Annotated in this window: 17 protein-coding genes; 1 reads left to right on the forward strand and 16 read right to left on the reverse strand. The window is 42.9% G+C overall.

The window, feature by feature from the left end; translation table 11 throughout:
• Position 1: 1 nt before the first annotated feature.
• The 8 genes from PW252_RS07480 to PW252_RS07510 form a co-directional block, all read right to left on the reverse strand.
• A complete protein-coding gene (locus tag PW252_RS07480) occupies positions 2–3100 on the reverse strand; it encodes a type III restriction-modification system endonuclease (RefSeq protein ID WP_248049031.1) in 3099 nt (1032 codons plus the stop codon).
• On the reverse strand, positions 3084–3710 hold the full coding sequence (locus PW252_RS07485; RefSeq protein WP_105100399.1) for an SLATT domain-containing protein: 627 nt from the start codon (positions 3708–3710) through the stop codon (positions 3084–3086). Before PW252_RS07485 ends, PW252_RS07480 begins: the two co-directional genes overlap by 17 nt.
• Positions 3711–3714: 4 nt before the next feature.
• Positions 3715–5745, reverse strand: a complete 2031-nt coding sequence (locus PW252_RS07490; protein ID WP_248049033.1) for a site-specific DNA-methyltransferase — start codon at positions 5743–5745, stop codon at positions 3715–3717.
• A gap of 195 nt (positions 5746–5940) precedes the next feature.
• Positions 5941–6033 (reverse strand): putative holin-like toxin, encoded by a 93-nt coding sequence (locus tag PW252_RS11340; RefSeq protein ID WP_079269952.1) that lies wholly within the window; start codon positions 6031–6033, stop codon positions 5941–5943.
• A gap of 417 nt (positions 6034–6450) precedes the next feature.
• On the reverse strand, positions 6451–6543 hold the full coding sequence (locus PW252_RS11345; protein ID WP_221622108.1) for a putative holin-like toxin: 93 nt from the start codon (positions 6541–6543) through the stop codon (positions 6451–6453).
• Positions 6544–6765: 222 nt separating this feature from the next.
• The gene (locus PW252_RS07500) at positions 6766–7476 is read right to left on the reverse strand and encodes a DUF4391 domain-containing protein (protein ID WP_248049035.1); all 711 of its coding nucleotides are present in this window, start codon (positions 7474–7476) and stop codon (positions 6766–6768) included.
• A 1-nt stretch (position 7477) separates the two neighbouring features.
• Positions 7478–10714: a helicase-related protein gene (locus tag PW252_RS07505; protein ID WP_248049037.1), complete on the reverse strand. Its 3237-nt coding sequence runs from the start codon at positions 10712–10714 to the stop codon at positions 7478–7480.
• A 57-nt stretch (positions 10715–10771) separates the two neighbouring features.
• A complete protein-coding gene (locus PW252_RS07510; RefSeq protein ID WP_248049039.1) occupies positions 10772–11383 on the reverse strand; it encodes a DUF3885 domain-containing protein in 612 nt (203 codons plus the stop codon).
• Positions 11384–11496: 113 nt separating this feature from the next.
• Here PW252_RS07510 and PW252_RS07515 point away from each other — a divergent pair, with 113 nt between their 5' ends.
• Complete coding sequence (locus tag PW252_RS07515) at positions 11497–12372, forward strand: CPBP family intramembrane glutamic endopeptidase (RefSeq protein WP_248049041.1); 876 nt, start codon at positions 11497–11499, stop codon at positions 12370–12372.
• A gap of 17 nt (positions 12373–12389) precedes the next feature.
• Here PW252_RS07515 and PW252_RS07520 read toward each other — a convergent pair whose 3' ends face one another.
• The 8 genes from PW252_RS07520 to PW252_RS07555 form a co-directional block, all read right to left on the reverse strand.
• Entirely contained in the window at positions 12390–13229 is an 840-nt protein-coding gene (locus PW252_RS07520) for a DUF975 family protein (protein WP_248049042.1), read from the reverse strand.
• Positions 13230–13285: 56 nt separating this feature from the next.
• Entirely contained in the window at positions 13286–14179 is an 894-nt protein-coding gene (locus tag PW252_RS07525) for a DUF975 family protein (protein WP_248049043.1), read from the reverse strand.
• Positions 14180–14396: 217 nt separating this feature from the next.
• Complete coding sequence (locus tag PW252_RS07530; protein ID WP_248049045.1) at positions 14397–14663, reverse strand: DUF2087 domain-containing protein; 267 nt, start codon at positions 14661–14663, stop codon at positions 14397–14399.
• 319 nt (positions 14664–14982) lie between these two features.
• Positions 14983–17382, reverse strand: coding sequence for a phenylalanine--tRNA ligase subunit beta (pheT, locus tag PW252_RS07535; protein ID WP_248049047.1), 2400 nt, complete (start codon positions 17380–17382; stop codon positions 14983–14985).
• A gap of 1 nt (position 17383) precedes the next feature.
• Positions 17384–17920, reverse strand: a complete 537-nt coding sequence (locus tag PW252_RS07540) for a GNAT family N-acetyltransferase (RefSeq protein WP_248049087.1) — start codon at positions 17918–17920, stop codon at positions 17384–17386.
• 644 nt (positions 17921–18564) lie between these two features.
• Entirely contained in the window at positions 18565–19608 is a 1044-nt protein-coding gene (gene pheS, locus PW252_RS07545) for a phenylalanine--tRNA ligase subunit alpha (protein ID WP_248049049.1), read from the reverse strand.
• A 457-nt stretch (positions 19609–20065) separates the two neighbouring features.
• Complete coding sequence (locus PW252_RS07550) at positions 20066–21790, reverse strand: glycoside hydrolase family 3 protein (RefSeq protein ID WP_105113923.1); 1725 nt, start codon at positions 21788–21790, stop codon at positions 20066–20068.
• A 10-nt stretch (positions 21791–21800) separates the two neighbouring features.
• Positions 21801–23591 (reverse strand): glycoside hydrolase family 3 protein, encoded by a 1791-nt coding sequence (locus tag PW252_RS07555; RefSeq protein ID WP_248049051.1) that lies wholly within the window; start codon positions 23589–23591, stop codon positions 21801–21803.
• Positions 23592–23601: the final 10 nt, after the last annotated feature.

Consider the following 23601-nt stretch of genomic DNA (forward strand, 5'->3'; position numbering starts at 1 on the left):
CCTATCCCCTCACGATTTCTAATAATTTTTCATAGGAATCCACCACATCGTACATGTGGTCGTCCGCAATCAAACCTTTTTCTTTCAAGGCTTTGAAGTGGGCCTTGGCACACTCAATTTTTGCAAGCTCTGCCCCTTTCAGTTGCAAACTAGACATGGAACCCTTGGTTTCGGCTACAAAGTAGACATGCTTAACCGAACCATCTCGAAAGGCAATTGCCCAGTCAGGGTTGTAAGCACCCAGAGGGGTGGAAATCTTAAAATTGCTAGGTAATTTGGTGTAGACCATGACATCTTCAAATTGATCCAGCTCTTCTTTGAACTTCCGCTCCGTATCCGAATCAACCTTAACATAATTATACACGCCTTTTTGCGATTCCAGTATCCGTTTGTCCGACAATTTTCCGCTTTCTGGGTTATCCGTAAAAACAGAAGTGTCAAAGGTTTCTTCCAAGATATTGTAGCGGATATGCTCAATCACCTGACTGGCCTTTTGGTCATCGATAAGTCTGCTAGCTTGTTGGATAAATGCCTCAGGGTTATAGGCGAACATGTCAAATTTGCTTGGTGAGATTTGTTTCAGAATATGAGCAACTGTTTTTCGTTTCAACTCCGTGCGACTGGCGATTTCACCCAACAAATCATAGCGGAGTTGAATAGAAGACTTGTCCAATTCAGCCTGACGCTTACCGTCTTTATTGACCTTGAAATCCAAACCTTGCTCAGCCTTCATTTCCCTAGCCTCAGCCTCTGTAATCATATAGCTTGGCTTTTTGACAAACAGAGACTCATTCAAGGCCTTGACAGATTTTTCAATCAACTCCTCGTCGTCAAACTCGACATAGTAGGTGGACTTGTGATGAATGCTTTCCCACAAACGTTTAAACTCTTGACGGTTGTAGTTGTCAGGATTGATCTCTCTTGCAAAAACAACTTCCGAATCATTTTCACGCTCAATCTGGTAACGATTGGCATCGTAAATAGATTCCAAGATGTCTTTTACAGCCACTTCATAGCCAGCCAGATTTTCAGATAAAGTAAACTGACTTGTTTCTTTTTGTTCAAAGTAAGTGGTGGTCAGATTTCCCTTGCTGTCAATATAATCTTGCTTAATCAACTGGCGTTCAATCTCTTTAGCCACTTCCTTGGTGACAGTCAGTTTTTGACCAGTTTCATTTTCCAAGACCTTATTGACAAAGAGGTCCACTTCCACCTTGCTTGGTCGATCAGCCAAGATTTCCTTGAGTTCTCTTTGCAAGTTCTTTGCAAAATCCTCATAGCTTTCATTGGCAATGACGGTCAGCTTGTTAATATTATGAACATCAGCTCCTAAGAGTTCCTCATCCTGACGGACACCTTTTTGGTCAACAGCAAGACGCATCCCACGACCAATCTTTTGCCGTTTTTCTGTCTCCGTACCCGTATTTTTCAGAGTACAAATCTGGAAGACATTAGGATTGTCCCAGCCTTCTTTGAGGGCTGAGTGGGAGAAGATAAAGCGTACTGGCTCATCAAAGGACAGCAGACGCTCCTTGTCCTTCATAATCAAATCAAAGGCATCCTTGTCGTTGGACTGGTTGTTTTTCTTCTCAGTTGCCGATTTGTAATCCACAAACTTGACCTTGTCCGATTTTTTCACCTTATCAACGGAGAAATAACCTGCGTGAACAGGATTGCCTTCCTGATGATTATTTAGATAATGCCAAAAGTTGCTGCCATGGAGGTTGGGATCTGCCAACAAGGCCTTGACCTGGGCTTCATATTCCTCTTCAAACATCTGGGCATAGGTGCCATTGTAGGCATCATTTTGCTCGTCGTAGCACTTGTACTTAGCTACCTCATCAATGAAGAAAAGGGATAGCACCTTGATACCTCGTTTGTAAAGGCCTTCTTCTTTTTGCAGGTGACTGGCAATGGTTTCCCGAATCTGGATACGACGGATGTCATCTTCGTTGGTTTCCCCAATCACTTCGCCCACATGGAGTTTGCGATTGGCACCGATTTGAATGGAATTTTCACCCTCACGCGCATCAAAATGACTCAAGGTCCAACCATCTTGATAGGCTGGGAGATTACCAGACTCTTCATAGAGAGCAAAAGGCTCTTCCACCAATTTGGTTACACGCTTGACATCACCTGACTTAGTCCGCATTTCAAACTCAATTCGAGCCTTGGGTGCTCCTGATTTTTGCGGAACCAGTTCTTGCAGATAAAGGTAGCCTTGTGTACCTGTGGTAGAAGTCTGCTCCACGGTCTTAACGGCAATCTTCTTGACCAGCTTTTTATTATAGGCGTCCAAGGCATCCAGACGATAAATCATATCGTGCTTGTCCTTATGGGTGGCTGAATAGCGGAGGGTAAATAGAGGCTTGAAGTCCTCCAAGCGTTCTTTAGTCTTTTTCCCCTCAACCGACTGAGGCTCATCGATGATCAAAATGGGATTGGTCGCTGCGATAACATCGATGGGCTTTCTCCAGCGGAAACTTTCCTGCTCGGTGTGAATGCGACGGGCATCCGCTCCAGTGGCATTAAAGGCCTGGGAGTTGATAATCATGACCTGAATATCCGAGGAATTGGCGAACTTGTCCAGCTCTCCCAAACGGCTAGAATCATAGACAAAGTAACGTGGTTTCTTGCCGTACTCCATCTGAAAATGGTCTGCCATGATCTCAAAGGACTTGAGCACCCCCTCACGAATGGCGATACTCGGCACCACAATGATAAACTTGAGCCAGCCATACTGCTTATTGAGCTCCATCAGGGTGCGGATGTAGGTATAGGTCTTCCCTGTCCCTGTCTCCATCTCAATGGTCAAATTGTAAGACGGACGACCATCCACTTTTTGGATGGATAGGTTTTCAGAAGGTTTAAGTCCATAGCGGAGCTGCTGATTTCGTACCTGCTGGCTGACAATGTCCTGCGAAAGCTGGATGGGAGCATTGCGGAAACCGATAAAATTCATATCCAGTTCCGCATCCATTCCCTGACCTTTGTCCATGTGGTAGTCAAAACCGCTATGTTTGCCCTGACCAGCAAAAACATCCACAACAGAGGCCACCGCATCTAACTGAAATTGCTGCTGTTTAAATTGAAGTTTCATTGGTTGCCTCCGATCCTGCATAAAAATATAACACAATAAAAATAATAATTATGAGGAACTGGGAATACATAACCACTGTATCTATATTTATATAGTGATAAAACTTGTTTTCCCTAAAGTTCTTTGACTCTATATACTTTTTATTATCTTCACAAAATCTATCAACTGATGAATGATTTTCTTCCCCTTGCAAGCAAACGTGATAACTATTCATAATCTCTTCATATCTTCTAAGTTTCTCAGCATGACTTACACGAAATAGAAACAACTTTTGTAACTCAGTAATAAATCTCTCAAGTTGAATTTGATGATAATGAAATTTAATCGCTCTTTCTTTATAGTTTTGTGTTGAACAATAATATTGAATGATTAGTGAATATAGTGAAAAAGTTGCTGATATAACCAATCTTGTTTCAGTTTCATTTTGTATCAACGAATAAATGAGCATTGTCGCAGAAATGATATTCATAATCAAGAATAGTACGTCCCACAAAGCTGCATATCCTGCCAATCTTTTTCCAGCAGCAATTCGAGCATTTCGGACAATATTGAGTGAATTTAACTTTTTATTTATTCTCTCTGATATTGAAATTTGTAAATAATTGTTCATACCCCTACACCACCTTCACTTTGGTATTTGGGGCTTCTTCTTTGAAGATTTGACCGAGGTTGATTTTGGCTGCGGAGTTGGCGAAGGATTCATCCTTGAAGACCGCACGAAGTGGCTCTTCTTTAGCGATTTGGCGGAGGACGCTTTCTGAAATTTCATCGGCAAAGCAGGCTATCAAGGCACCGTCTGCTACATTGTAAATGTCTGTGCCGTCAATTTGAGTTTTAACGATTGGAAGGGATAGCTCCATCCCCCAGGTCAGCATAATCTGGAAGAGGAGGTCAAGGTCTGTCCGACCGTCTTTGATATTGGAAACACTGTCAAAAAGACTTTCTTGGCTAAAGCTGTCTGGTGTTTGGCTGACATCCTTGAAGTTTGAACTGTCTAGCTTATAAGCTCTAAAACCAAAGTCTTGCTTGCCGACGGTTTCAGGATGTTCTTCCTGAATCTTTTTAGCAGCCCGACGAATCCGCTCACGAGAAATCTGGTCAATGGTTTGATAGCCAGCCTCCTTGGCAGCTGACTTGTCTGCCACTTGTTCATCCAACGTACAAAGAATGTACTTACGATTACCACCGTCTTCAGCATTCAACTGCATGACTGCATCAGCTGTGGTTGCAGAGCCAGCGAAGAAGTCGAGGATAACTGAATCTGTCCCTAATTTTATGTCACAAAGCATTTTTATCAACTTAATTGTTTTTGGGAAATCAAAATAAGTTTTATTATCGAATAGACGATTTAATTCAATTTTCCCATTAGAAGTATCAATATCTATATAATTAGTGAACTGCTGATTTTTGGTTCCCTCATCATCTATACGTTCTTTTTGATAAAAATAATATCCTTGATCCTCCTGTACAAATATTAATTCACTCTTATACTCTTTTAGAAATTTTTCTGCGCTCCATCTCCATACACGTTGATTATCATATTTTGAGTTATACTTAGGTACCACTCGTACAAAACCTCTAGTTAGTAGATTTTGACCTTCTTTACTCAAAACGATCTCATAGCCAGAATCACCTAGAACTTTCTCATCAAGGATCTTCACATTTGCTGAAAATGGGTTGTAATAAATTGAATATGCCAGATTTGGTCGATTATCAATATGGAACGAAGCAGTACCGTTATGCAATGGATAACCCTTTTTATACCTTGAAATCGAATCAACTTGATCATATTTTTTCAAATCAACTTGAACCTTTTTTGAATTAATCTCAAGTTCATTAATATTTTTAGAGTATAGTAATATGTTTTCAAATGAATTTTTTACAAATTTATCCATTTGCCGCCCTTTTTTATTATTATGCCAGCAAAAATTTGTAACAAAATTCTCTTCCCCAAATATCTCATCACAGATAGCTTTGAGGTTGGCTTGTTCGTTATCGTCAATGGAGATAAAGATAACGCCACTGTCTTTGAGGAGGTTGCGGGCAAGGACTAGGCGAGGGTACATCATATTGAGCCAGTCAGAGTGATAGCGGGCGGAGGATTTTTCATTCTTGGTCAAGCCCACCCGTTGCAAACCGTCCTCATCTCGCAGATCCATTTCATCTGCCAGTTCTTCCTCGCTCATCTGGAATTTATCTGAATATACAAAGTCCTTGCCTGTATTGTATGGCGGATCGATGTAAATCATATCAATCTTGCCCAGATAAGACTCCTGCAAGACCTTGAGGACTTCCAAGTTGTCCCCTGTTATAAAGACATTTTCAGACTTGTCAAAGTCAACACTTTCCTCAAGATCTGGGCGAAGGGTCTGGCTGGTCGGTTTACCTGCCTCCGCAATCGCTCCGCGTTTGCCGACCCAGGTAAACTCATAAGACTCCCGCCCCTCAACAATCTCTCTTGAAAGGAATTGGCGTAGCTTGTCAAAGTCAATAGCTGGACGCAACCTGCCATTTTCATCACTACTTTCTGTTAGAACCTCAGGAAAAAGCTGACCAATCTTTGCAATATTGTCTGATAAAATATCTTTTGAAGTCAGGTCTAGCTTTTCAACTTGAGTGTATTCTCCAAACTTTGCTGTGCTCATGGTAATCTCCTTTTCTTAGGCTGTCAAGCCTTTTTTGATGATGTAGATAAAAAATTGTCAAACGATTTTAGTTTGTGATATAATAGTTTCGAAAAAAGGATTGAGCGCCAACTCAATCCCAGTAGAACCGCTTTAAAGACGGTGGCTCATTTTTAACTATTCAGAAATAGCCGTTACTAGCCAAAGTATTGACGGCTATTTCTTTTGGTCATCATCTTTGAAGATTTTATAGCACAACCCTATCAAGGCGATGGTAAAACCACCAAAACTCAATAAAGTTTGTACCACTTCAAACGCTGTCAAAAGATTGTTACCCCCTTTCCGTCAGATTTTGATGAGTTGCTCATAGGCATCACCGTCCTCTCACTTAGAAAGTAACCACCGTCTTTCTCCTACATCCATTCATGGATACAGGAGCACTTTTCTACTGTTCTATTATACCATGTTTTTTTACAGAATTCACCTGGATTTTAATGCTTACTAAAATTTCATGTAGCATTTGTCAAACGATTTTAGTTTGTGGTATAATGGTTTTGAAAAAGGGATTGAGCGTCAACTCAATCCCAGTATCGTTTCCTTCCGTTTTCGAGAAACGACCTCAAACAGTCTCCCAGACTGTTTGAGCATTTTAAAGACGGGACGAATGAAGATTACAGTCAACCTGCTAGTTCACTCGGTCAAAGTTTCGTAGCGGTTGGCTGTCTTTTATTTTTTACGATTGTTAAAAATAAATGTCAGTAGCACGATTAGTAACGTGCCAAACTGAAACATCAGCCCAAGGGCCTCTGCGACAGACATTGCGGCAAACCTTTCTAGTTCGGTACTGCATAGGCACCACCTCCCAAAATAGATTTCCACCCCGCTTTTGGAACTTTTCTACTGTTCTATTATACCATATTCTCCACAGAATTTACTGTGGATTTTTTTTGAACCTGTATTCACTTGTGAAGTGCTTTCATATAAGTAATAGTTTTTTGAAGAAATACTGGCTATATTTTGAAAAAACTAACGATGAGTAGCTTAAAAACTAGCCTTAGATGAAGGTGCTGAACTGTGAATGCTGGTTCTCAACTGTTGGATTTCTTCTTCTAGGGCTTTGTAGGCCTTTCGAAGCTCCATTTGTTTGCGCATGGCTTTTTCGGCAAACATCTTTTTCTTGAGCTGGGCTGCTTGCTTTTCCATTGCTGCTAAGCGTTCCGTCTGCTCAATCTGTTCTTTGATAGAAGCTTCGCCTCCGACCAGTTCTTCTTCCCCCGCTTGTTTGACCAAGTTTTCATAAAACTGGTCCAAGTCTCTTTCTTGGTAGGTCAATGCCAGAGGTTTATCTGTTTGAAAGTGACGAACAATCTTAAAATTCCGACCCTCTCTCGATTGCGCCAGCTTTTCCTTAAAATGAATCAAATACTGGCTTGTCCCATCTGGAAATACCAGATGAAAGAGGGTGTAAAATCCCAGATAAGTGTCCAGCTCTGCTAGTAAGTGCGGGTCTAGTTGCTGACTCAAGAGATCAATCCGAAGGACGATGATTTGCTGAATGGTCTTACCCGCTGGAATGGGGAGGGTCTTGGCATCTAGTTGATGGGTAGCGGTAATCTGACCGATTTGTTGCCGGAGGAGCTGCTTATCAGCTGTAGACAGGCCAAAATTATCTAGAAAGTCCTTGTTGCCTTTTTGATAAGGCTTGTAGAGGACTTTGGGTCTTGGAATTAGAGTAGATGGTAAAAATGGCATCTTAGTCTTCTCCTTTCAAAACGGCAAAGAAGGCCATTAGTTCAAAATCATCACTTCCGTCCACCCCGCTATCCATAAAGTCAATGGTATCTGACGTGAAGAGGGACTCATTGAAGGTCTCCTCATCACTCTCCACGAGATTTTCAAGACTTCTTTGCAAGAGGTCGGAGTAATGCTCCATTTTGGCACCATCATCAGTGGCACGATTGTAGGTTGCCACCAAATCTTTCTCAGGCTGATTTTTGCCCTTGGTAATCATGCGTAGGTGCTCCAGCAATGCCTTGGTATCTGCAATGGAGTAGACCGTTTCTCCCTGGTCACTGATATAGACCAGATAGTAGGGATGAAGACGATTTTTCTTACTGAGATGGGTCTGGTGGGCAATATTCTTCAAGAGGAAGATGGCTCCAGCTGGTTGACCTTGCCCTGCCTGCACCACTGCTTGAAGACCTTTAGGCATCGCTTCTAACTCTGGATGTTTGGCTAAATAGCTGAGCAGGTCCATACGGTAGTCTTCCAAACCTAGATCCATAATGGAAATCCCCTCATTCATATCTTCCAAATCAACGACCTCTGTCTGGAGGCGTTCGAGCTGTTTCTTCCGATAATTATTGTCCTCGATTTCCTCGTTGGTCAAGACATTGTCATCAGCCGTTGAAGTCAGAACTGAGATTTTCATTCTGGATTCCACACGCGCCTTGAGATCGATATAAGTGTCCAAAGCAATGTTTGGCCAAAAATTGACCAGCTGGATGTATTTGTTCTGACTACCGATACGATCTACCCGTCCAAAGCGCTGGACAATACGGACAGGATTCCAGTGAATGTCATAGTTAATCATGGTATCAGCATCCTGCAGGTTTTGACCTTCTGAGATAACATCTGTCGCAATCAAGACATCAATTTCTCGATGATCATCAGGATAAAGCAAGTCCTTCTGCTTGGATCTCGGTGAAAAATAGGTCAGAAGGGTGTTCAAGTCCTTATTTTTGAGTGGCAAAGTGGTCGAAAAGCCTTTTGTCCCTGAAATCTGGGCTGTGTGAAGTCCATACTTATCCAAGAGATAATGGCTAATATTTTTATAAAGATAGTCTGTTGTCGTCGCAAAGGCTGAGAAGATAATCACTTTCTTGTTATCTGGATTGATTGGCTGTGCCAATTTGTCATCAATCAAGTTAAACAAGGTCTGTAATTTCTGATCTTCCTGTGGTGTGATTAAATTGACCAGATTTTCTAATTCTCTCAACACTGTTTGGTCAGCCTGTAAATCCCTCTTCCAAGATAGGTAGTCCATATCTGCCAGCTTGATAGGGAATTTCTTTCCAACAAAGAAATCCGTGTTGCTATCTTCGACATCAAAATCATCTTCAGCCAACTCTTGCAACTGAACATTCCCTTCACCACCTGCAACTTCAAACTCTTCTATGCTCAGAATTGTTTTGTCTACATAAGCCTTGACCACCTCAATCAAGGTATAGCGAAAGGCCTCGATAGAACTTTCCAAGCGTTTCAAGAGGTTGATCATCATCAGTTTCTTAATTCCCGTTTCCCGTCCAAGCTGGGTCAAACCTTGCCCTTCCGCTTTTTCATAGCGGGAACGTTTTGAGGGATGAATGAAAAGACTTGGCTGATAGATTGTTAATTGAAGTTGGTCTAACAGAGCATAAATCCGTTCATAAGTAATATCTCTTCGATTGACCGTCAAGTCTGGATAGAAGTTTTTAGGGGCCAGTCGTTCTGGAAAATCACCAATCGCATTTCTATCATAAAATTGTCGGATATGCTTACGGCTTCGTGCAATGGTCACGCTATCAAGGACTTTAAAGAAATCAAAATCAAGTCTATCTAGTAAAGCTGCTGTCGTCCGTGATTCTGCTGGTAGCTCTGCCCATTGATTATAAGCAGCCTGTGCCATACGGAAGATATCATTGATGGAGGATTTGGTATCTAATTTGGCATCAAATTGTGTCGCATCGCCCTCATAGGCTAGGGCAATTTGATTTTTCAAATCATTAAAGCGATTATTGACAGGTGTAGCAGACAACATAAGAACCTTTGTCGGCACACCGCTTTTGATAATCCGATTCATCAAGCGGGAATAGCGGTTTTCACGACCTTCTTCAATCTCGGCATCAGATGATCCACCGTTTCTAAAATTGTGTGATTCATCAATAACCACCAAATCATAGGTATCCCAACGATTAAGTGCTAAATCAATTCCATTTGATATTCCCTTGTCACGGCTGAGGTCTGTATGGTAGAGAACATCATACTGGAGATAGCGGTCGTAAATGGGATTGTTGACATAGTCGTGACGGTACATGTTCCAGTTATGCTCCAACTTTTTGGGACAAAGAACCAAGATCCGTTTGCCTCGATAGGCATAGTAGGTCATGACAGCAAGAGCTGTAAAGGTTTTTCCTAGACCGACCGAATCCGCCAAGATACAGCCGTTGTATCGTTCCAATTTTGAAATCAGCGACTTGACCGCATCCTTTTGAAAATCATACAAGAGATTCCAAATCTTGGTTTCCTTATACTGAACATGTTCATTTGGCAGTTGGTCTTGATTGACATCTTCTAAAAATTCACTAAAGATATTATAAAGCATGACATAGTAGAGAAACTCTGGCGAATGTTCCTTATGGGCCAGGGTCAGATTTTCTAAAACTTCCTCGGTCACATCACGGAAATATTCATCATTTTCCCAGTAGTCTTCAAAGTTTCGTAGATAGGTCAAACTTTGTGGCTCTGTGTAGAGATTGCGACTGGACTTAAAAAGTGAATTTTCATAACCCAGTTCCTTACGGTCAAAGTTTTTCAGCTTGTCTACTGCGATGATTTGACCGTTGTCAATCCGAATGCCGTTGTCAATTTCTTCATGGACATTGACAGACTTAAACTGAGCCTTTCGACGTACCCAGTCGGCACATTCTCTAGCAAGAGATTTTTGGGTCAGCTCATTCATCAATTTGAGCTCGTACTCAGCTCCAAATATAGATGATTCTCGCTGTTTCTTTGGTATGGTGTATTCGCGGTACTCTTTCGCAACTTCATTGGTCGTGAAGGTTGGACTTGTAAAAATAAATTGCAGCTCTTCAATTTGCTCGAGCTCTTCTTTTAAAGACTGATAAGCAAACATGGAAAAAGTTGCTGCAGCCATTTTTACTTTACTGCCTTTTCCTAAATGTTCTTTTAACTGATCTCCTAAGAGAACCAGTCGGTTATCAATTTCCATAAAATCTCCTTCAAATGTTGATTCCAGATGTAGTATACCATCTTTAGACAAGGATTTCTAGCTCTCCATCCTCCTCACCATCTCCTCCATATCATAGTCAAAAAGCAGGTTATGGCAGTCCGTAAAAAGCTGGCGACGCTTGTCATCATCCACCACCGCAACATCCACTCCCCTATCGTCATAGCAATGATAAATGACCTTTTCCTTACTGGATAGGAAGAATACAGAAGATGAAAGGTAGTGAAAACCACCATGGTCGGCCTTGATGATCTCCCACAAAAGAGCTTTCAAATCTTGGTCAGCGACTGGGAAAAGATAGCGTTCAAAGACCAGCACTTCTCCCGTCCAGTCCTCCACTTCTATCAGCTCAGGCTCAGGACACTTGTTAAAGTTAAATTTCGATGTAAAATGCCAGAGGTAGCTGGCTATATCCCTTTCTTCCTCTTGAAGAAGAGAGAGAACCACATAGTCGTATCCTGAACTAGCCCGCTCCAAAAGCTCAACCGCACGCGCATAAGCTCGGTCCAGATAAACTTTCTTAGGAAGGGTTTCAGCCTCCTCTGCAGGACCAACTTCAAATTTCAAAGCGAGCGGGGTTGCATAGAAAAATGGACCTACCAATTGGTGTTCGCCAAATTGAAAATCTCTTAGCCAATCCATTAGTTTCATAGATATTCTCCTTTTATACTTTTGTATCATTATATCACGCTTAACAAAATTCTGTCTAGTTTTCCATAGGAAAATATGATAGACTAGTACTAAACACAAACTAGGAGAAAAATATGAAAACAGCATTCATTTCAGAAAAAGCCAAATCACGCTTTAACCTCAATTTTATCCTATCGCCTATCGTGGGCATTATCTTGATGATTCTAGCGGAAATTATCGGCTATATAGTCATAATGACCTTATTTTTCAACTACATCTACGATCCATTTATATCACTAAGTTTGGAATTATTTTCCTTTGCCTTTATCAGCCTCGCTGTTATCCTCTGGGCTAGATTTGTTGAAAAGAGCTCCTGGTCTGGACTGGGCATGATAAAAAAAGGAGCCTTCAAAGACTTCATACTTGGTTGGGGAATTGGTGCAGCCATGTTAACAGCCTGCGTTTTGCTCATGTGGGCCTTTGGTGTCGTGCAGTTTACTAGCTTCCATGTTTCGCCCGCCTTTCTGGGGGAATTTCTCATTCTGGTCTTGGCCTGGTCCGTTCAGGGAACGACCGAAGAATTACTCACTCGGGGCTGGATGTTTTCTTCCCTAGCTACCAAGCACAATATCCCTGTCGGTATCCTTATTTCTTCCCTCTTCTTCACCTTTCTCCACTTGGGAAATAATGCTATCTCCCTCATTCCTATCCTAGACCTGACCCTCTTTGCCATTCTGGCCTGTCTGGTCATGTTGAAAACAGGCAATCTCTGGGTGATTGGTGGTATCCATGCCGCATGGAATTGTTTCCAAGGAAATGTCTTCGCCTTTCCAGTGAGCGGTAACCAGGCTGGTCAAGCCTTTATTGCAGTAGAAACCTCTGGCCCAGACTGGTTGTCAGGCGGTGCTTTCGGTGTGGAAGGATCCGTTATCAGCCTCATCGTCCAAGGTCTTGTCATCGCCTGGTTGGTTTACGACCTCTACTTTAAAAATAAAAATACAGCTCAATAATGAAGAAAGACTGTCGGCTATTCACTAGCTGACAGTCTTTCTTTTAAATCCTGATAAAAAATAGCTCTGCTGATTTGATAGTAAGGTCTGACATAAAAAGATAGAAGGTTGAGGGTCAGGCATTCACTGATAAACCAGACAAAAAATGCCAAGTCCAAACAGAAAGCTTTCCAATAAGCTCCCTTCATCAATAGCTGACTTTCTTGAAAAACAGCTCTAGGCTGATGGTAGCGGTCCTCTGCTAGTTGATCATATAAAACAAATACGGTCTGGGAGAAGCGATAATGGATAAAGAAATAGATTAGACTTCCAAGGACCAGAAGAATGAAGCCTGTCTGTAAGAATTGGCTTGGATGATAAAGTGCCAGCTCTGCCATTGCCCCAGGTGATAAAATCATCAAACTATGTAAAACCAAGCCGACGATGAGATGGCCAATACCTATGCCCAGCGGTAACCCCGCTAGAAAATCAATCGAGTAATGGAAAATCAGGGTGATTAAAACTGGTTTTGTCCACTCCTTTCTAGAAAGGGACAGGCTCCCCTTTAAACTGAGCTTGTCCACTTGCCCTTTGAGAAAGTCTATTAGCTGAAAGCTTGCTAGACCAAAGAGAATGTGTATGATAGCATTCAATATCGAGCTAGTGACCAGGGCCAGAGAGAGATGGGCTACCAAGCGTTCTACAACCAGACTGCTATCCTGCCTAAGCAGAAGAAAGCCTCTTAGAGCAGCAAGTAAGCCCACTACAAGATGACAAATAGACAATACAACTACAGGCGAAAAGGCGGCCGTCATGCCCTGGGTTGCCTCACGGATCAGGGTAGCTTCTGCCATCTTCTCCTTCATCCACATCATCATCCCTCCTCTCAACTCTCTACTTGTTAACTCAACTATTCACTCTACTAAAGTAAAAGCTAAACTACCGACGATGACATAAACCGATTGCTTTCTGAGAAAAGACTTTTAAAGACAAGAGGATTTTTTGCCTTCAAGTCCTCATAAAACAAGACCCTACAGGTCCAATAATATGGATAAACATGGAAAGCTAGCAATCCCAAAGTCATGAAAATACCGATAAACCAGCCCAGGAAAGACAGGTCTAGCAAAAACAAACGCCATCTATTTCCTTTCATCAATTGCCAACTCTGTCTGAATAAGACCAAAGGTGAGGAGTAGGTCCCAATTTCCACATGGTCATAGAGTAGAAATTCGACCAGACTAAAACTATAGCCAATAAAACTGGTCACTAAGCCACCTATGATGAGCAAGGCTAGCCCTAATTGCATACTACTAGAATGAAACAAAGCACCGATGTCTGGTAGTAGTCCAAAATAGATAGCTCCTAAAGCTCCCTCATCTAACAGCGCCCAAGTAATCAAGCTGGTTCCAATCAAAATCGGTAGACTGCACACAAAGAGCAAGGCTCTTCGAATGACAACCGTTAAAACCAGCGGGAAGATATTCTTCTCATCCAGTCGGTTAAAACAATCCATGAAAGTCAAACGGCAACCTTCTTTTCGAACAACTCGTATGAGCTGAAAACAAGCGGTGATTATCAGACATTCTATAGCCAGATTTAAAAATATGCTTGGTGGAGATAGGTGGATTTGAAAGCTACGAACACTTCCAAATTCCTCAACCGTTTTGTTAAAAATAGGGATACCAGCCCAACCATAAGCAACCTTCAAGTAAGATGTAACCAGAGTAGAGAGGAAAGAAATCAAAATGGGGGGCATAAACAAGAAAATCATCCCATCTGTTGTACTTCTAATATCTCTTGCTTTCGCACGAATATCACTATTTAGCATAGATTACCCCTTTCGTTTAGCCTTCGGGTCTAAGACCATCAAGGAAAAATCTCCTTGAGTTGATACCTACTATTGATAAACTAGCTCTCAATTGTATATATTATACTATTTTGTACAAGAAATTTCTATAAATTCTATAAAAAAATTGCAAAAAATCCTAGTCTGAAAACTAGGATTTGATAAAATCAGATTACCAGCCTTTCTCTACTCGATGACATCAGTTCTCTTCTTCTATTCTGTATTCCAAACCATACTGGTCACGCGATAGGTAGCCATAATCTACCAAGTAACGTCTTAAAATAGCATAATCATCATAGATCTCAGCTAGAAAGGCATTGACATCTTTTTCTGTAAATGTCGAGCCCTTCTTAGCCAATTCCTCCTGCAAGTAGGCAAACAAGACCTGCTTACTTTTTAATTTCTTCGGAATGACAAGCAACTTCCCATCTCGGAAAAATTTTTCTTGAATACCTTGAGTGTTCATACTTCCCTCCCAAAAATCCTAGCCCGCAGACTAGGATTTGTAGTATAGTCTTTCAGTTTGCTTTTGTACTAGCTCCAAAGGTTTGGGAAACCTTTGGAGGTCGGAAATAGAGCGAATAAAGTTCGCATCACAAGCTGCAGATAGCTTGCACAGACCAACCGTCTGTGTAAGGCTAGAAATATTACTTGCGATAGCAAGTCACAGCTGTCGAGTACGGCAAAGCGAGTTCAAATAATCTGAAATTATTTGAAGTTGGAGATAAGGAAACGGAGTTTCCTCATACGTCGAAGTAATAAAAGATAAAATGAAAGACTAAAGTTTAACGAATTTCAGCTCCAAGTGTTTCGAGCGACTTACTGATTTTCTCCATGTACTTAGCCACTTCCTCATCCGTCAGGCTGTCCGCAGGATTTTGGAAGGTCAGGTTATAAGCCATAGACTTCTTGCCAGCCTCAATATTGCTGCCAGCATAGACGTCAAAGAGGGTCACCTTGGTCAAGCGTTTCACGCCAGCACCAGCAATCGCATCCAGGACATCCTGATGTTTGACATCACTGCTCAAGAGCAGGGCAATATCACGGCTAACTGCTGGGAATTTAGAGATTTCGGTAAATGGCTGAGCAGGCTGGAGGGCTTCTTCAATCGCATTCAGATTGATTTCAGCCACATAGGTCTCAGGAATACCGTAGTCCTTAGCCGTTTGAGGATGTACCTGACCGACAAAGCCGATTACCTCCCCATTCAAATGAATTTCAGCTGTACGACCTGGGTGCAAGGCAGCAATCTCACTAGTCGCTACAAAGTCAACTGCCAACTTGTAATGAGCAAAGATAGCTTCCAAAATCCCTTTGGCATGGAAGAAATCAACAGGCACAGCTGGTGTCTGGAAGTCTTTCTCAGCTACCAAGCCAGTCAAGACAAGGGCAAATTTATTGATTTCTTGTGGCAAGTCTTCTTTTGGATTGCCAGACTGTTCAAAGATTTTACCGATTTCGTAGAGGGCCAAGTTCTTATTCTTACGAGCCACGTTGTAGGCTACTGTTTCCAGCATACCAGACACCATGTTCTGACGGAGGGCAGAGCGGTCAACAGTCATTGGCCACATTAGTTCAGTGACTGTGGTTGGACGAGCCGCAAACTCCACAGCCTTTTCAGGCTTTGTCAAAGCATAGGAAATGATTTCTGTCAGACCTGCACCTTCTGCCAGGCTACGAACTTGGCGACGGATGCTCTGGGTCAGGGTCAACTCACCTGCTGTTCCGTCCTCTTTCGGAAGAGTGGTCGGTAGATTATTGTAACCATAAATACGAGCGATTTCCTCTACCAAGTCCGCTGGAATGCGAATGTCCCAACGGCGACGCGGTACTGCGACTGTAAACTGACTTGCATCGCCAGTTGTTTCCATACCTAAACGACGGAAAATGTCTGCGATTTGAGCATAGTCGAGGTTGGTCCCGAGCGAGCGGTTAACGTAATCAATGGTTGCTGTGACTGGGACGTCCGAAGTGTCCACGCTGCCCGCAGAAACGATACCAGACAAGACCTGACCGCCAGCCAGCTCTGCAATCATAGCAGCCGCTGTGTCCATAGCCTCCGTCAAGGTCGCTACGTTGATGCCTTTTTCAAAGCGAGAAGAGGACTCAGACCGAAGGTTGAGGCGACCTGAGGTCTTGCGGATAGACTTGCCGTCAAAAAGGGCAGCTTCCAGCACGACGGTCTTAGAGCTATTGTCGATTTCTGTATTGGCACCACCCATAACACCACCGAGGGCAACTGCCTTGTCCGCAACGGAAATGACAATGTCATCAGCAATCAAGTCACGTTCTTCGCCGTCAAGAGTTACCAAGTTCTCACCCTCTTTTGCCTGACGAGCCACGATTTTCTTGCCGTCAAACTTGTCAAAGTCAAAGGCGTGCATTGGCTGACCGAAGTAAAGCAAGATGTAGTTGGTAATGTCCACCACGTTATTAAGCGGACGGATACCTGCGTTCATGAGCAGATTTTGCAACCACTGTGGACTTGGTGCGATAGTCACATTTTCAATAACACGGGCCGTGTAGGCAGTCACCTTGTCCGACTCGATAGCCACTTCAATCACATCGCTGGCTTTTTTATCGCTTTCTTCCAAGACAACAGGCTTGAAGTTGACCTTGCTGTCATAGATAGCTGCCACTTCGTGAGCCACGCCACGCATAGAAAGGGCGTCAGCACGGTTTGGCGTGATGGACAGCTCGATAATCTCGTCGTCCAGGTCCAGGTATGAAAAGATTGGCTCACCCACGACTGCATCTTCTGGCAGGTGGTAGATACCGTCCGCATAGACCTTTGGCACCACAGAGTCGGACACGCCGATTTCGCTCAATGAGCAGAGCATACCCAAAGACTCAACGCCGCGAATTTTGCCTTTCTTGATCTTGTAGTTTCCAGCGATACGAGCTCCTGGCAGAGCGACGATCACCTTGATGCCAGGCTTGACATTCGGAGCACCGCAAACGATTTGCGTGATTTCCTCACCCACATTGACCTGACAGATATTGAGGTGGGTATCTGGAATTGGCTCAGCAGACACAACCTGACCGACAACCAACTTAGAAAGGCCAGCACTCTTTTGCTCAACACCTTCTACTTCAATTCCTGTTGTTGACATTTTTTCAGACAAGTCATGACTTGTCGCATCAAAGTCAACTAGTTCTTTTAACCATTTGTAACTTACTAACATATTATCCTTTCTGGTGCAAAGGCCGTTTCAGTAGCCAATCCACATCTATCTTATCACCGACCGCAAATTCATGCTGGCCAAATTTTTCAAATCCATATTTTGTATAGAATTGCTGAGCCTTGTAATTGTGTTCCCAAACTCCCAGCCAGACCCAGTCACAACTAGACTGCTCTGCTTTTTCCAAAGCAAATTCAAACAAGACCTTCCCAAGACCGCGACCTTGAAAAGCCTGCAAGAGATAGATACGCTGAATTTCAAAGGCATTGTCCAACTCCTGCTCCGTCTGGGCAGGACCTTGGTTGAGCTTGAGATAACCAGCCACCTGATCACCAATCCTCAGAAAATAATGCTGGCAATTTGGGTCCGACAACTCACGGGTCAAAACCTCCACGGAATAAGCCTCCTCGAAGAATGCTTCCAACTCCTCTGGATCATTGTCATGAGCAAAGGTTTCAGCAAAGGTCTGCTTGGCCAACTCCTGCAAAACGGAAACCTCTTCTAAACGTATAGGATCAATCTGAATCTCATTGCCTCTCATTCTAACTGGGTTAAGTAAGCTGCTAGAGCGACTACCTTTTCTCTCAATCAACAATCTACTAACTTTATCGGATTACTAGTATTTCAAGCAAAACGATATTTTTTGCTTGAAAGCCTAGTAAGGTAGCTAGGAAAGTCGCAGAGCAGCGATTCCCACACCTTAAATAGTGCGAGATTACGACGCTCTAAGGTTAAAAACGACATTTTTTTCAACCTTGAACCTAGTAAAGGGAGTAGGCAGACCGCCATAGCGGCCACCTTTTCTCTCAATCAACAATCTACTAACTTTATCGGATTACGACGACTTTCAAGCAAAACGATATTTTTTGCTTGAAAGCCTAGTAAGGTAGCTAGGAAAGTCGCTTAATGGCGATTTCCGTTCACCTACTCCAGCGGTGTTACGACGGTTCAAGGTTGAAAACAACATTTTTTTCAACCTTGAACCTAGTGAGGGGAGTAGGTAGACCGCCATAGCGGCTACCATTTCTCTCAACCAACAATCTACTAACCTTTATCAGATTACGACGGCTTTCAAGCAAAACGATATTTTTTGCTTGAAAGCCTAGTAAGGTAGCTAGGAAAGTCGCTTAATGGCGATTTCCGTCTACTTAAGAGCTGGCTTTGTCAGCCTTAAGTAGTGCTACGTTAGAATTGCTCCGAGAATCGTACATCACCTTGGTAGAAACCACGAATGTCGTTGATACCGTAGCGAAGCATGGCAATACGTTCTTGACCAAGACCGAAGGCAAATCCAGAGTACTTGGTTGAGTCAATGCCACTCATTTCCAATACTTGCGGGTGGACCATGCCGGCACCGAGGATTTCAATCCAGCCTGTTTTCTTACATACATTACAGCCGTCACCACCACACTTGAAGCAAGAAACATCCACCTCAACAGAAGGCTCAGTGAATGGGAAGTAAGACGGACGCAGACGAATCTGACGCTCTTCACCGAACATCTTTTTGATAATCATTTCAAGCGTACCTTTGAGATCGCCCATGGATACATTTTCACCGACAACCAAGCCTTCAATCTGGTGGAACTGGTGGCTGTGGGTCGCATCATCCGTATCACGACGGAAAACACGTCCAGGCGAAATCATCTTCAAGGCACCTTTTGAGAAATCATGTTGGTCCATGGTACGCGCCTGAACAGGCGACGTATGGGTCCGCATAAGGATTTCTTCTGTGATGTAGAAGGTATCCTGCATATCACGTGCTGGGTGGTCTTTTGGCAAATTCATGCGCTCAAAGTTGTAGTAATCTTTTTCCACTTCAAATCCGTCAACGATTTGGAAGCCCATGCCCAAGAAAATATCTTCGATTTCTTCAGAAGTCTGAGTCAAGACATGGCGTTTTCCGACCTTGACATGACGACCTGGCAAGGTCACATCAATGGTTTCTGAAGCTAATTGCTGCTGAATTTTCGCTGCTGCAACCTTCTGAGCTGTTTCTTCAAAAGCAGCCGTCAGCACATCACGCACTTCATTGACCTGTTTACCAACGATTGGTTTCATTTCGTTCGAAAGGTCTTTCAAGCCTTTCAACAAGTCCGTCAAAGACCCTTTTTTACCCAAAACCGCAACACGCAGGTCTTGTAGTTCTTTTTCTCCTTGGTGCTGGATTTCTTTTAACTTTTCAAGTGTAGTTTGGCTTAATTCAGCCAACTGTTGTTCAATGTTTGACATAATTCCTCCAATAAAAAAACGCATGACACCACTCGTATCGGAGCGTTGTCACGCGGTACCATCCGTTTTCATCTGCAAGGCAGACCTTAGTTCTATGAACCTGTATTCACAAGTAAAGTGCTTGCACATAAGAGATAGTTTTTTCGCTAATCAAGGCAGTTTTTTGAGGGAATACTGACTGTATTTTGAAAAAAACTAACGATGAGTAGCTGAAAAACTAGCCTTAGATGGAAGTGCTGAACTGTGAATACAGGTTCTAAGTCCTTGTGTGAGTGAATTCGACCAACTTTCACTGATTGAGCTTACAGTCACGGCTCAACTCCCTGGACAGTTTCCATAGGTGTACTAGTCTCACAGACTTCTATTCAATTAAGAATATTCTATCAAAAATAAGAAAGTTTGGCAATAAATATCCCTAGAAAAACTCCCTCTATCTAGGATAGAAAGGAGTTTAGTTTTATAGTTTTGCCTGCCATTTATTGGCCCAAACATTCTCATTTGGCACACCATAGAAGTCATCTTTTCCTTCTAATTTATCAAGGAGGGATTCAATCGTGTTTTTATTATGATGGTAGGCATTGACAGCAGTTTTGACCATGGTAACATCGTGAAGGTGAGTTGTATAGTTTAGTGAAACGAAAATGGTTGGAACTTCATGTACATACCAAGGAACTTCATTGGACATGGCCGTTTTCCACTGGATGCGGTAATTATTCTGCGCTCCATATCCAATGACATTGGCAACAGTCAAGGCTAAATCAACTTCTTCTCGGTATTGCAGCGTTTTACCTTTGATTCGAGTCGTACCATCATTGACAGTCACTTCATAACCACGCGCTTCCAAGGCAGCTTTAAGGTTATCAACCACTTCTGTACTTGCCGCCATAATGCCTTCTTTTTCACCTTCTAAGTAATACAAACGGATTCTGCGATGGGTTTCTGGACTAATTGGAAGATTTTTCTGGGTATCCTTCAACAACGTAATTGCTTTATCTGCTGCTTCACGTTGCCAAGCCAAGTGTTCTTCACAGCCGATAATAGCCAATTCATCAGCTGATTTTAGCAAGGTTCCTTCCGCTTGCTTGATATGCAGATTGAGTTTGGCTTTCAGACCTAAAATGCGACGGAGAGCATCATGAAGGCGTTCCTCAGTAATCACTCCCTTGCGGTAGCCATTGAGCATGAATTCAAAATCTTCTTCTAAGTTATTGAAGAATAAGAACATATCACAACCCGCAGCAATAGCTGCTGGGACATAGTCTTCACGACGCATGGCTGCTGTCATACCCAACATGTGGCTGGCATCTGTTATGACCAAGCCATTGAATTCCAGTTTTTCTTTCAATAAATCTTGGATCAATTCGGGAGCCAGGGTTGCAGGCAAAATGTCTTCGTCCATCAAACTTGGATTCAGTTCTTTCTGGTAATATGGCAAGGCTATATGACCCGCCATAATCATCTCAACACCAGCTTCAATATGATGACGATAGACACGACCAAAACTCTTGTCCCATTCTTCTGGAGAGAGTTCATTGACACCGAGGACTAGGTGCTGATCACGTTCTTCTGTACCATCTCCTGGGAAATGCTTGATACATTGAATAACATCTCTTTCAGCAGTCAATCCTTCTAGATAGGCACTGGTATAAGCAATAACATCATCCGCATTTGTGCCGTAGGCTCTGGTATTGACAATGGTATTGCGCCAGTTCTGAACAATATCCACGCAAGGATCAAAGTTGACATTTACACCTAATGCAGTCTCCTCGCGCGCAGATACGAGACCTGCTAGGTAGGGAATACGAGGATCCCGACTGGCTTCAGATTGAGCGCCTGAAGAAATATAGGTCCCTCCTTTCACAGCTCCATCTCCACCTGAGTCACAGTTCGCCGCAACCAAGAGAGGTACTTTTGAATAGCTTTGCAACTCGTTAATCAGTCCTTGTACCTGTTCTGGACTGCCATTCATATAACGGGCGCCACCTATGTGGTATCGTTTTATCAATTCCTGATTACTCAGATTATTTCCACTAAAGGCATCCCCTCCGAAGAAGAATAGATTGACAAACAGTTGACCGATTTTTTCCTCATCTGTCAGATGAGCCAAGGTGTTTTCTACCCAAGCAATCTGCTCTTCATTCAAACAATAGGGTTTCTTCCGCAAATCAACCAATCTAGGCATTATTTCCTCCTTATTTTCCGCGCCAAATACGTGTATCTAGCAAACCACAGTAGGCATCAACAGGCGATACTCCTGTAAAGGCTGACTCTCCTGCTAGTTTAGCAACCAAGGCTTCTAAAGTGACAGGCAAGCCATCGTAGGCATTGATATAGGTTGCAACCTGTGGCATATCTGCAAGTGCAAATGGGTGCTGAACTGAAACAACAATGGTTGGAATTTCGTGAACATAGAAAGGCTGGTCTGGTGTTCCCTTGGCAGCTGGCCAAATAATCCGCTGAGTTGTTCCTCCTGAGTTGACATCGACTAAATTGATAATCAAATCATAGTTATCTGTGATTTCGGCAATTGGACGCTTGGAAGCATAGACATTTGCAATCGCTGCCGGTCTTTCTTCTTCTGGCAATTTGGCAATCCGTGCTTCTGTGTTTTCCCAGATGGATACTTGGTGTCCCCGAGCTTCTAATAGTTCTTTCAGCGTATCGGCTGCTCTCTTCTTGCCAGCATTGATCATGGCGCCAAAACCACCCTTATAGCCATCCACTTCGACCAATAAAATCCGTTTGTAGCGTTCTGAATTGACTGGGAAAATTCCTTCTTGTTTGGCTTTTACCAAGGTAATCGCCTTGTCAGCTATTTCTTTTGCAAGCTGTTTTGCCTCATCTCTACCAATCAAAGCCAGTGCTTCTTCTTTTGGCAACATGATTTCCTGACGACGACCTTCAAACAAGTGAAGACCAAGTTTAGCTTTCAAGCCCAAGGTACGACGAAGGGCATCATGGAGGCGTTCCTCAGAAAGCAGACCATTTTCCAATCCTTCTTTCATCCATTGCAAATCTTCTTCTGGATCGTTGAAGAAAAGGAAAAGATCACAACCTGCCTCAATAGCTGTAGGCAATAGCTCACGACGGGACATAGAAGCAGTCATACCGATCATGTGACTGGCATCCGTGACGATGGCTCCATTGTAACCTAACTCTCCACGAAGCAATTCATCCAAGAGGGTTTTATTCAGCGAAGCTGGTAACATGTCATCCAATTCACGTTCTGGGTGCATTTCTTTCTCAACATTTGGCAAATGAATATGTCCAGCCATGATACCTGGAAGACCTGCGTCAGCCATCTCACCGTAAATCCGTCCAAATGTTTCCATCCATTCAGACTTGGTCATGGGATTCGAAGCAAAAGAGAGATGATGGTCACGTTCATCTATACCATCTCCAGGAAAATGCTTAGCAAACGGTACAATGCCATGTTCCATAATGCCTCGCATGTATTCTTTGGATAATTCAATGACTTGGTCTACATTAGCTCCCCAAGTTCGGTTTGCAATGATTGGATTTCGCCAATTACGGCTGAGGTCCATAATCGGTGCAAAGGAGGCATTGCAGCCTACCGCAGCTGCTTCAAGTCCTGCAACTTTCCCCATTTCATAAGCATAGCGAGGTTCGGCTGTCGCAGCAATCTTGATTTCATCCCCAATTTTCGTTCCGTCCGTAACAGCGCCATTCCCACCAGATTCGGTATTGGCTGCAATCAAAAGGGGAATCTTAGACTTGGTCTGCAAAATATAGTTTTGCTCCCAAATATCTGCAGCAGGTCCAGGATTATAACGAACAGCAGCAATCTTATAATCATTTAATACTCCAGTCAGATATTCTTCCGTCCGCTGGCTCCCCATGTTGACAAAGAGGTGACCGATTTTTTCATCCAAAGTCATCTGAGCAATGGTTTCTTCAATCCAAGAAATAGCCTCTTCGTCAAGATTGTAAGGATTCTTCTGTAAATCTACTAAATGTGTCATGTTTGCCTCC

It is taken from the genome of Streptococcus sp. 29887, assembly GCF_032595075.1.
Lineage (GTDB): Bacteria > Bacillota > Bacilli > Lactobacillales > Streptococcaceae > Streptococcus > Streptococcus iners.

What these genes read in the sequence shown, in the direction of transcription:
- PW252_RS07530 (WP_248049045.1), bottom strand. Translation starts at nt 14,663, where the DNA reads ATGAACACTCAAGGTATTCAAGAAAAATTTTTCCGAGATGGGAAGTTG.
- PW252_RS07540 (WP_248049087.1), bottom strand. Translation starts at nt 17,920, where the DNA reads ATGAGAGGCAATGAGATTCAGATTGATCCTATACGTTTAGAAGAGGTT.
- PW252_RS07510 (WP_248049039.1), bottom strand. Translation starts at nt 11,383, where the DNA reads ATGAAACTAATGGATTGGCTAAGAGATTTTCAATTTGGCGAACACCAA.
- pheT (WP_248049047.1), bottom strand. Translation starts at nt 17,382, where the DNA reads ATGTTAGTAAGTTACAAATGGTTAAAAGAACTAGTTGACTTTGATGCG.
- PW252_RS07555 (WP_248049051.1), bottom strand. Translation starts at nt 23,591, where the DNA reads ATGACACATTTAGTAGATTTACAGAAGAATCCTTACAATCTTGACGAA.
- PW252_RS07480 (WP_248049031.1), bottom strand. Translation starts at nt 3,100, where the DNA reads ATGAAACTTCAATTTAAACAGCAGCAATTTCAGTTAGATGCGGTGGCC.
- PW252_RS11345 (WP_221622108.1), bottom strand. Translation starts at nt 6,543, where the DNA reads ATGTCTGTCGCAGAGGCCCTTGGGCTGATGTTTCAGTTTGGCACGTTA.
- PW252_RS07525 (WP_248049043.1), bottom strand. Translation starts at nt 14,179, where the DNA reads ATGCTAAATAGTGATATTCGTGCGAAAGCAAGAGATATTAGAAGTACA.
- PW252_RS07500 (WP_248049035.1), bottom strand. Translation starts at nt 7,476, where the DNA reads ATGCCATTTTTACCATCTACTCTAATTCCAAGACCCAAAGTCCTCTAC.
- PW252_RS07490 (WP_248049033.1), bottom strand. Translation starts at nt 5,745, where the DNA reads ATGAGCACAGCAAAGTTTGGAGAATACACTCAAGTTGAAAAGCTAGAC.
- PW252_RS07485 (WP_105100399.1), bottom strand. Translation starts at nt 3,710, where the DNA reads ATGAACAATTATTTACAAATTTCAATATCAGAGAGAATAAATAAAAAG.
- pheS (WP_248049049.1), bottom strand. Translation starts at nt 19,608, where the DNA reads ATGTCAAACATTGAACAACAGTTGGCTGAATTAAGCCAAACTACACTT.
- PW252_RS07515 (WP_248049041.1), top strand. Translation starts at nt 11,497, where the DNA reads ATGAAAACAGCATTCATTTCAGAAAAAGCCAAATCACGCTTTAACCTC.
- PW252_RS07520 (WP_248049042.1), bottom strand. Translation starts at nt 13,229, where the DNA reads ATGATGATGTGGATGAAGGAGAAGATGGCAGAAGCTACCCTGATCCGT.
- PW252_RS07550 (WP_105113923.1), bottom strand. Translation starts at nt 21,790, where the DNA reads ATGCCTAGATTGGTTGATTTGCGGAAGAAACCCTATTGTTTGAATGAA.
- PW252_RS07505 (WP_248049037.1), bottom strand. Translation starts at nt 10,714, where the DNA reads ATGGAAATTGATAACCGACTGGTTCTCTTAGGAGATCAGTTAAAAGAA.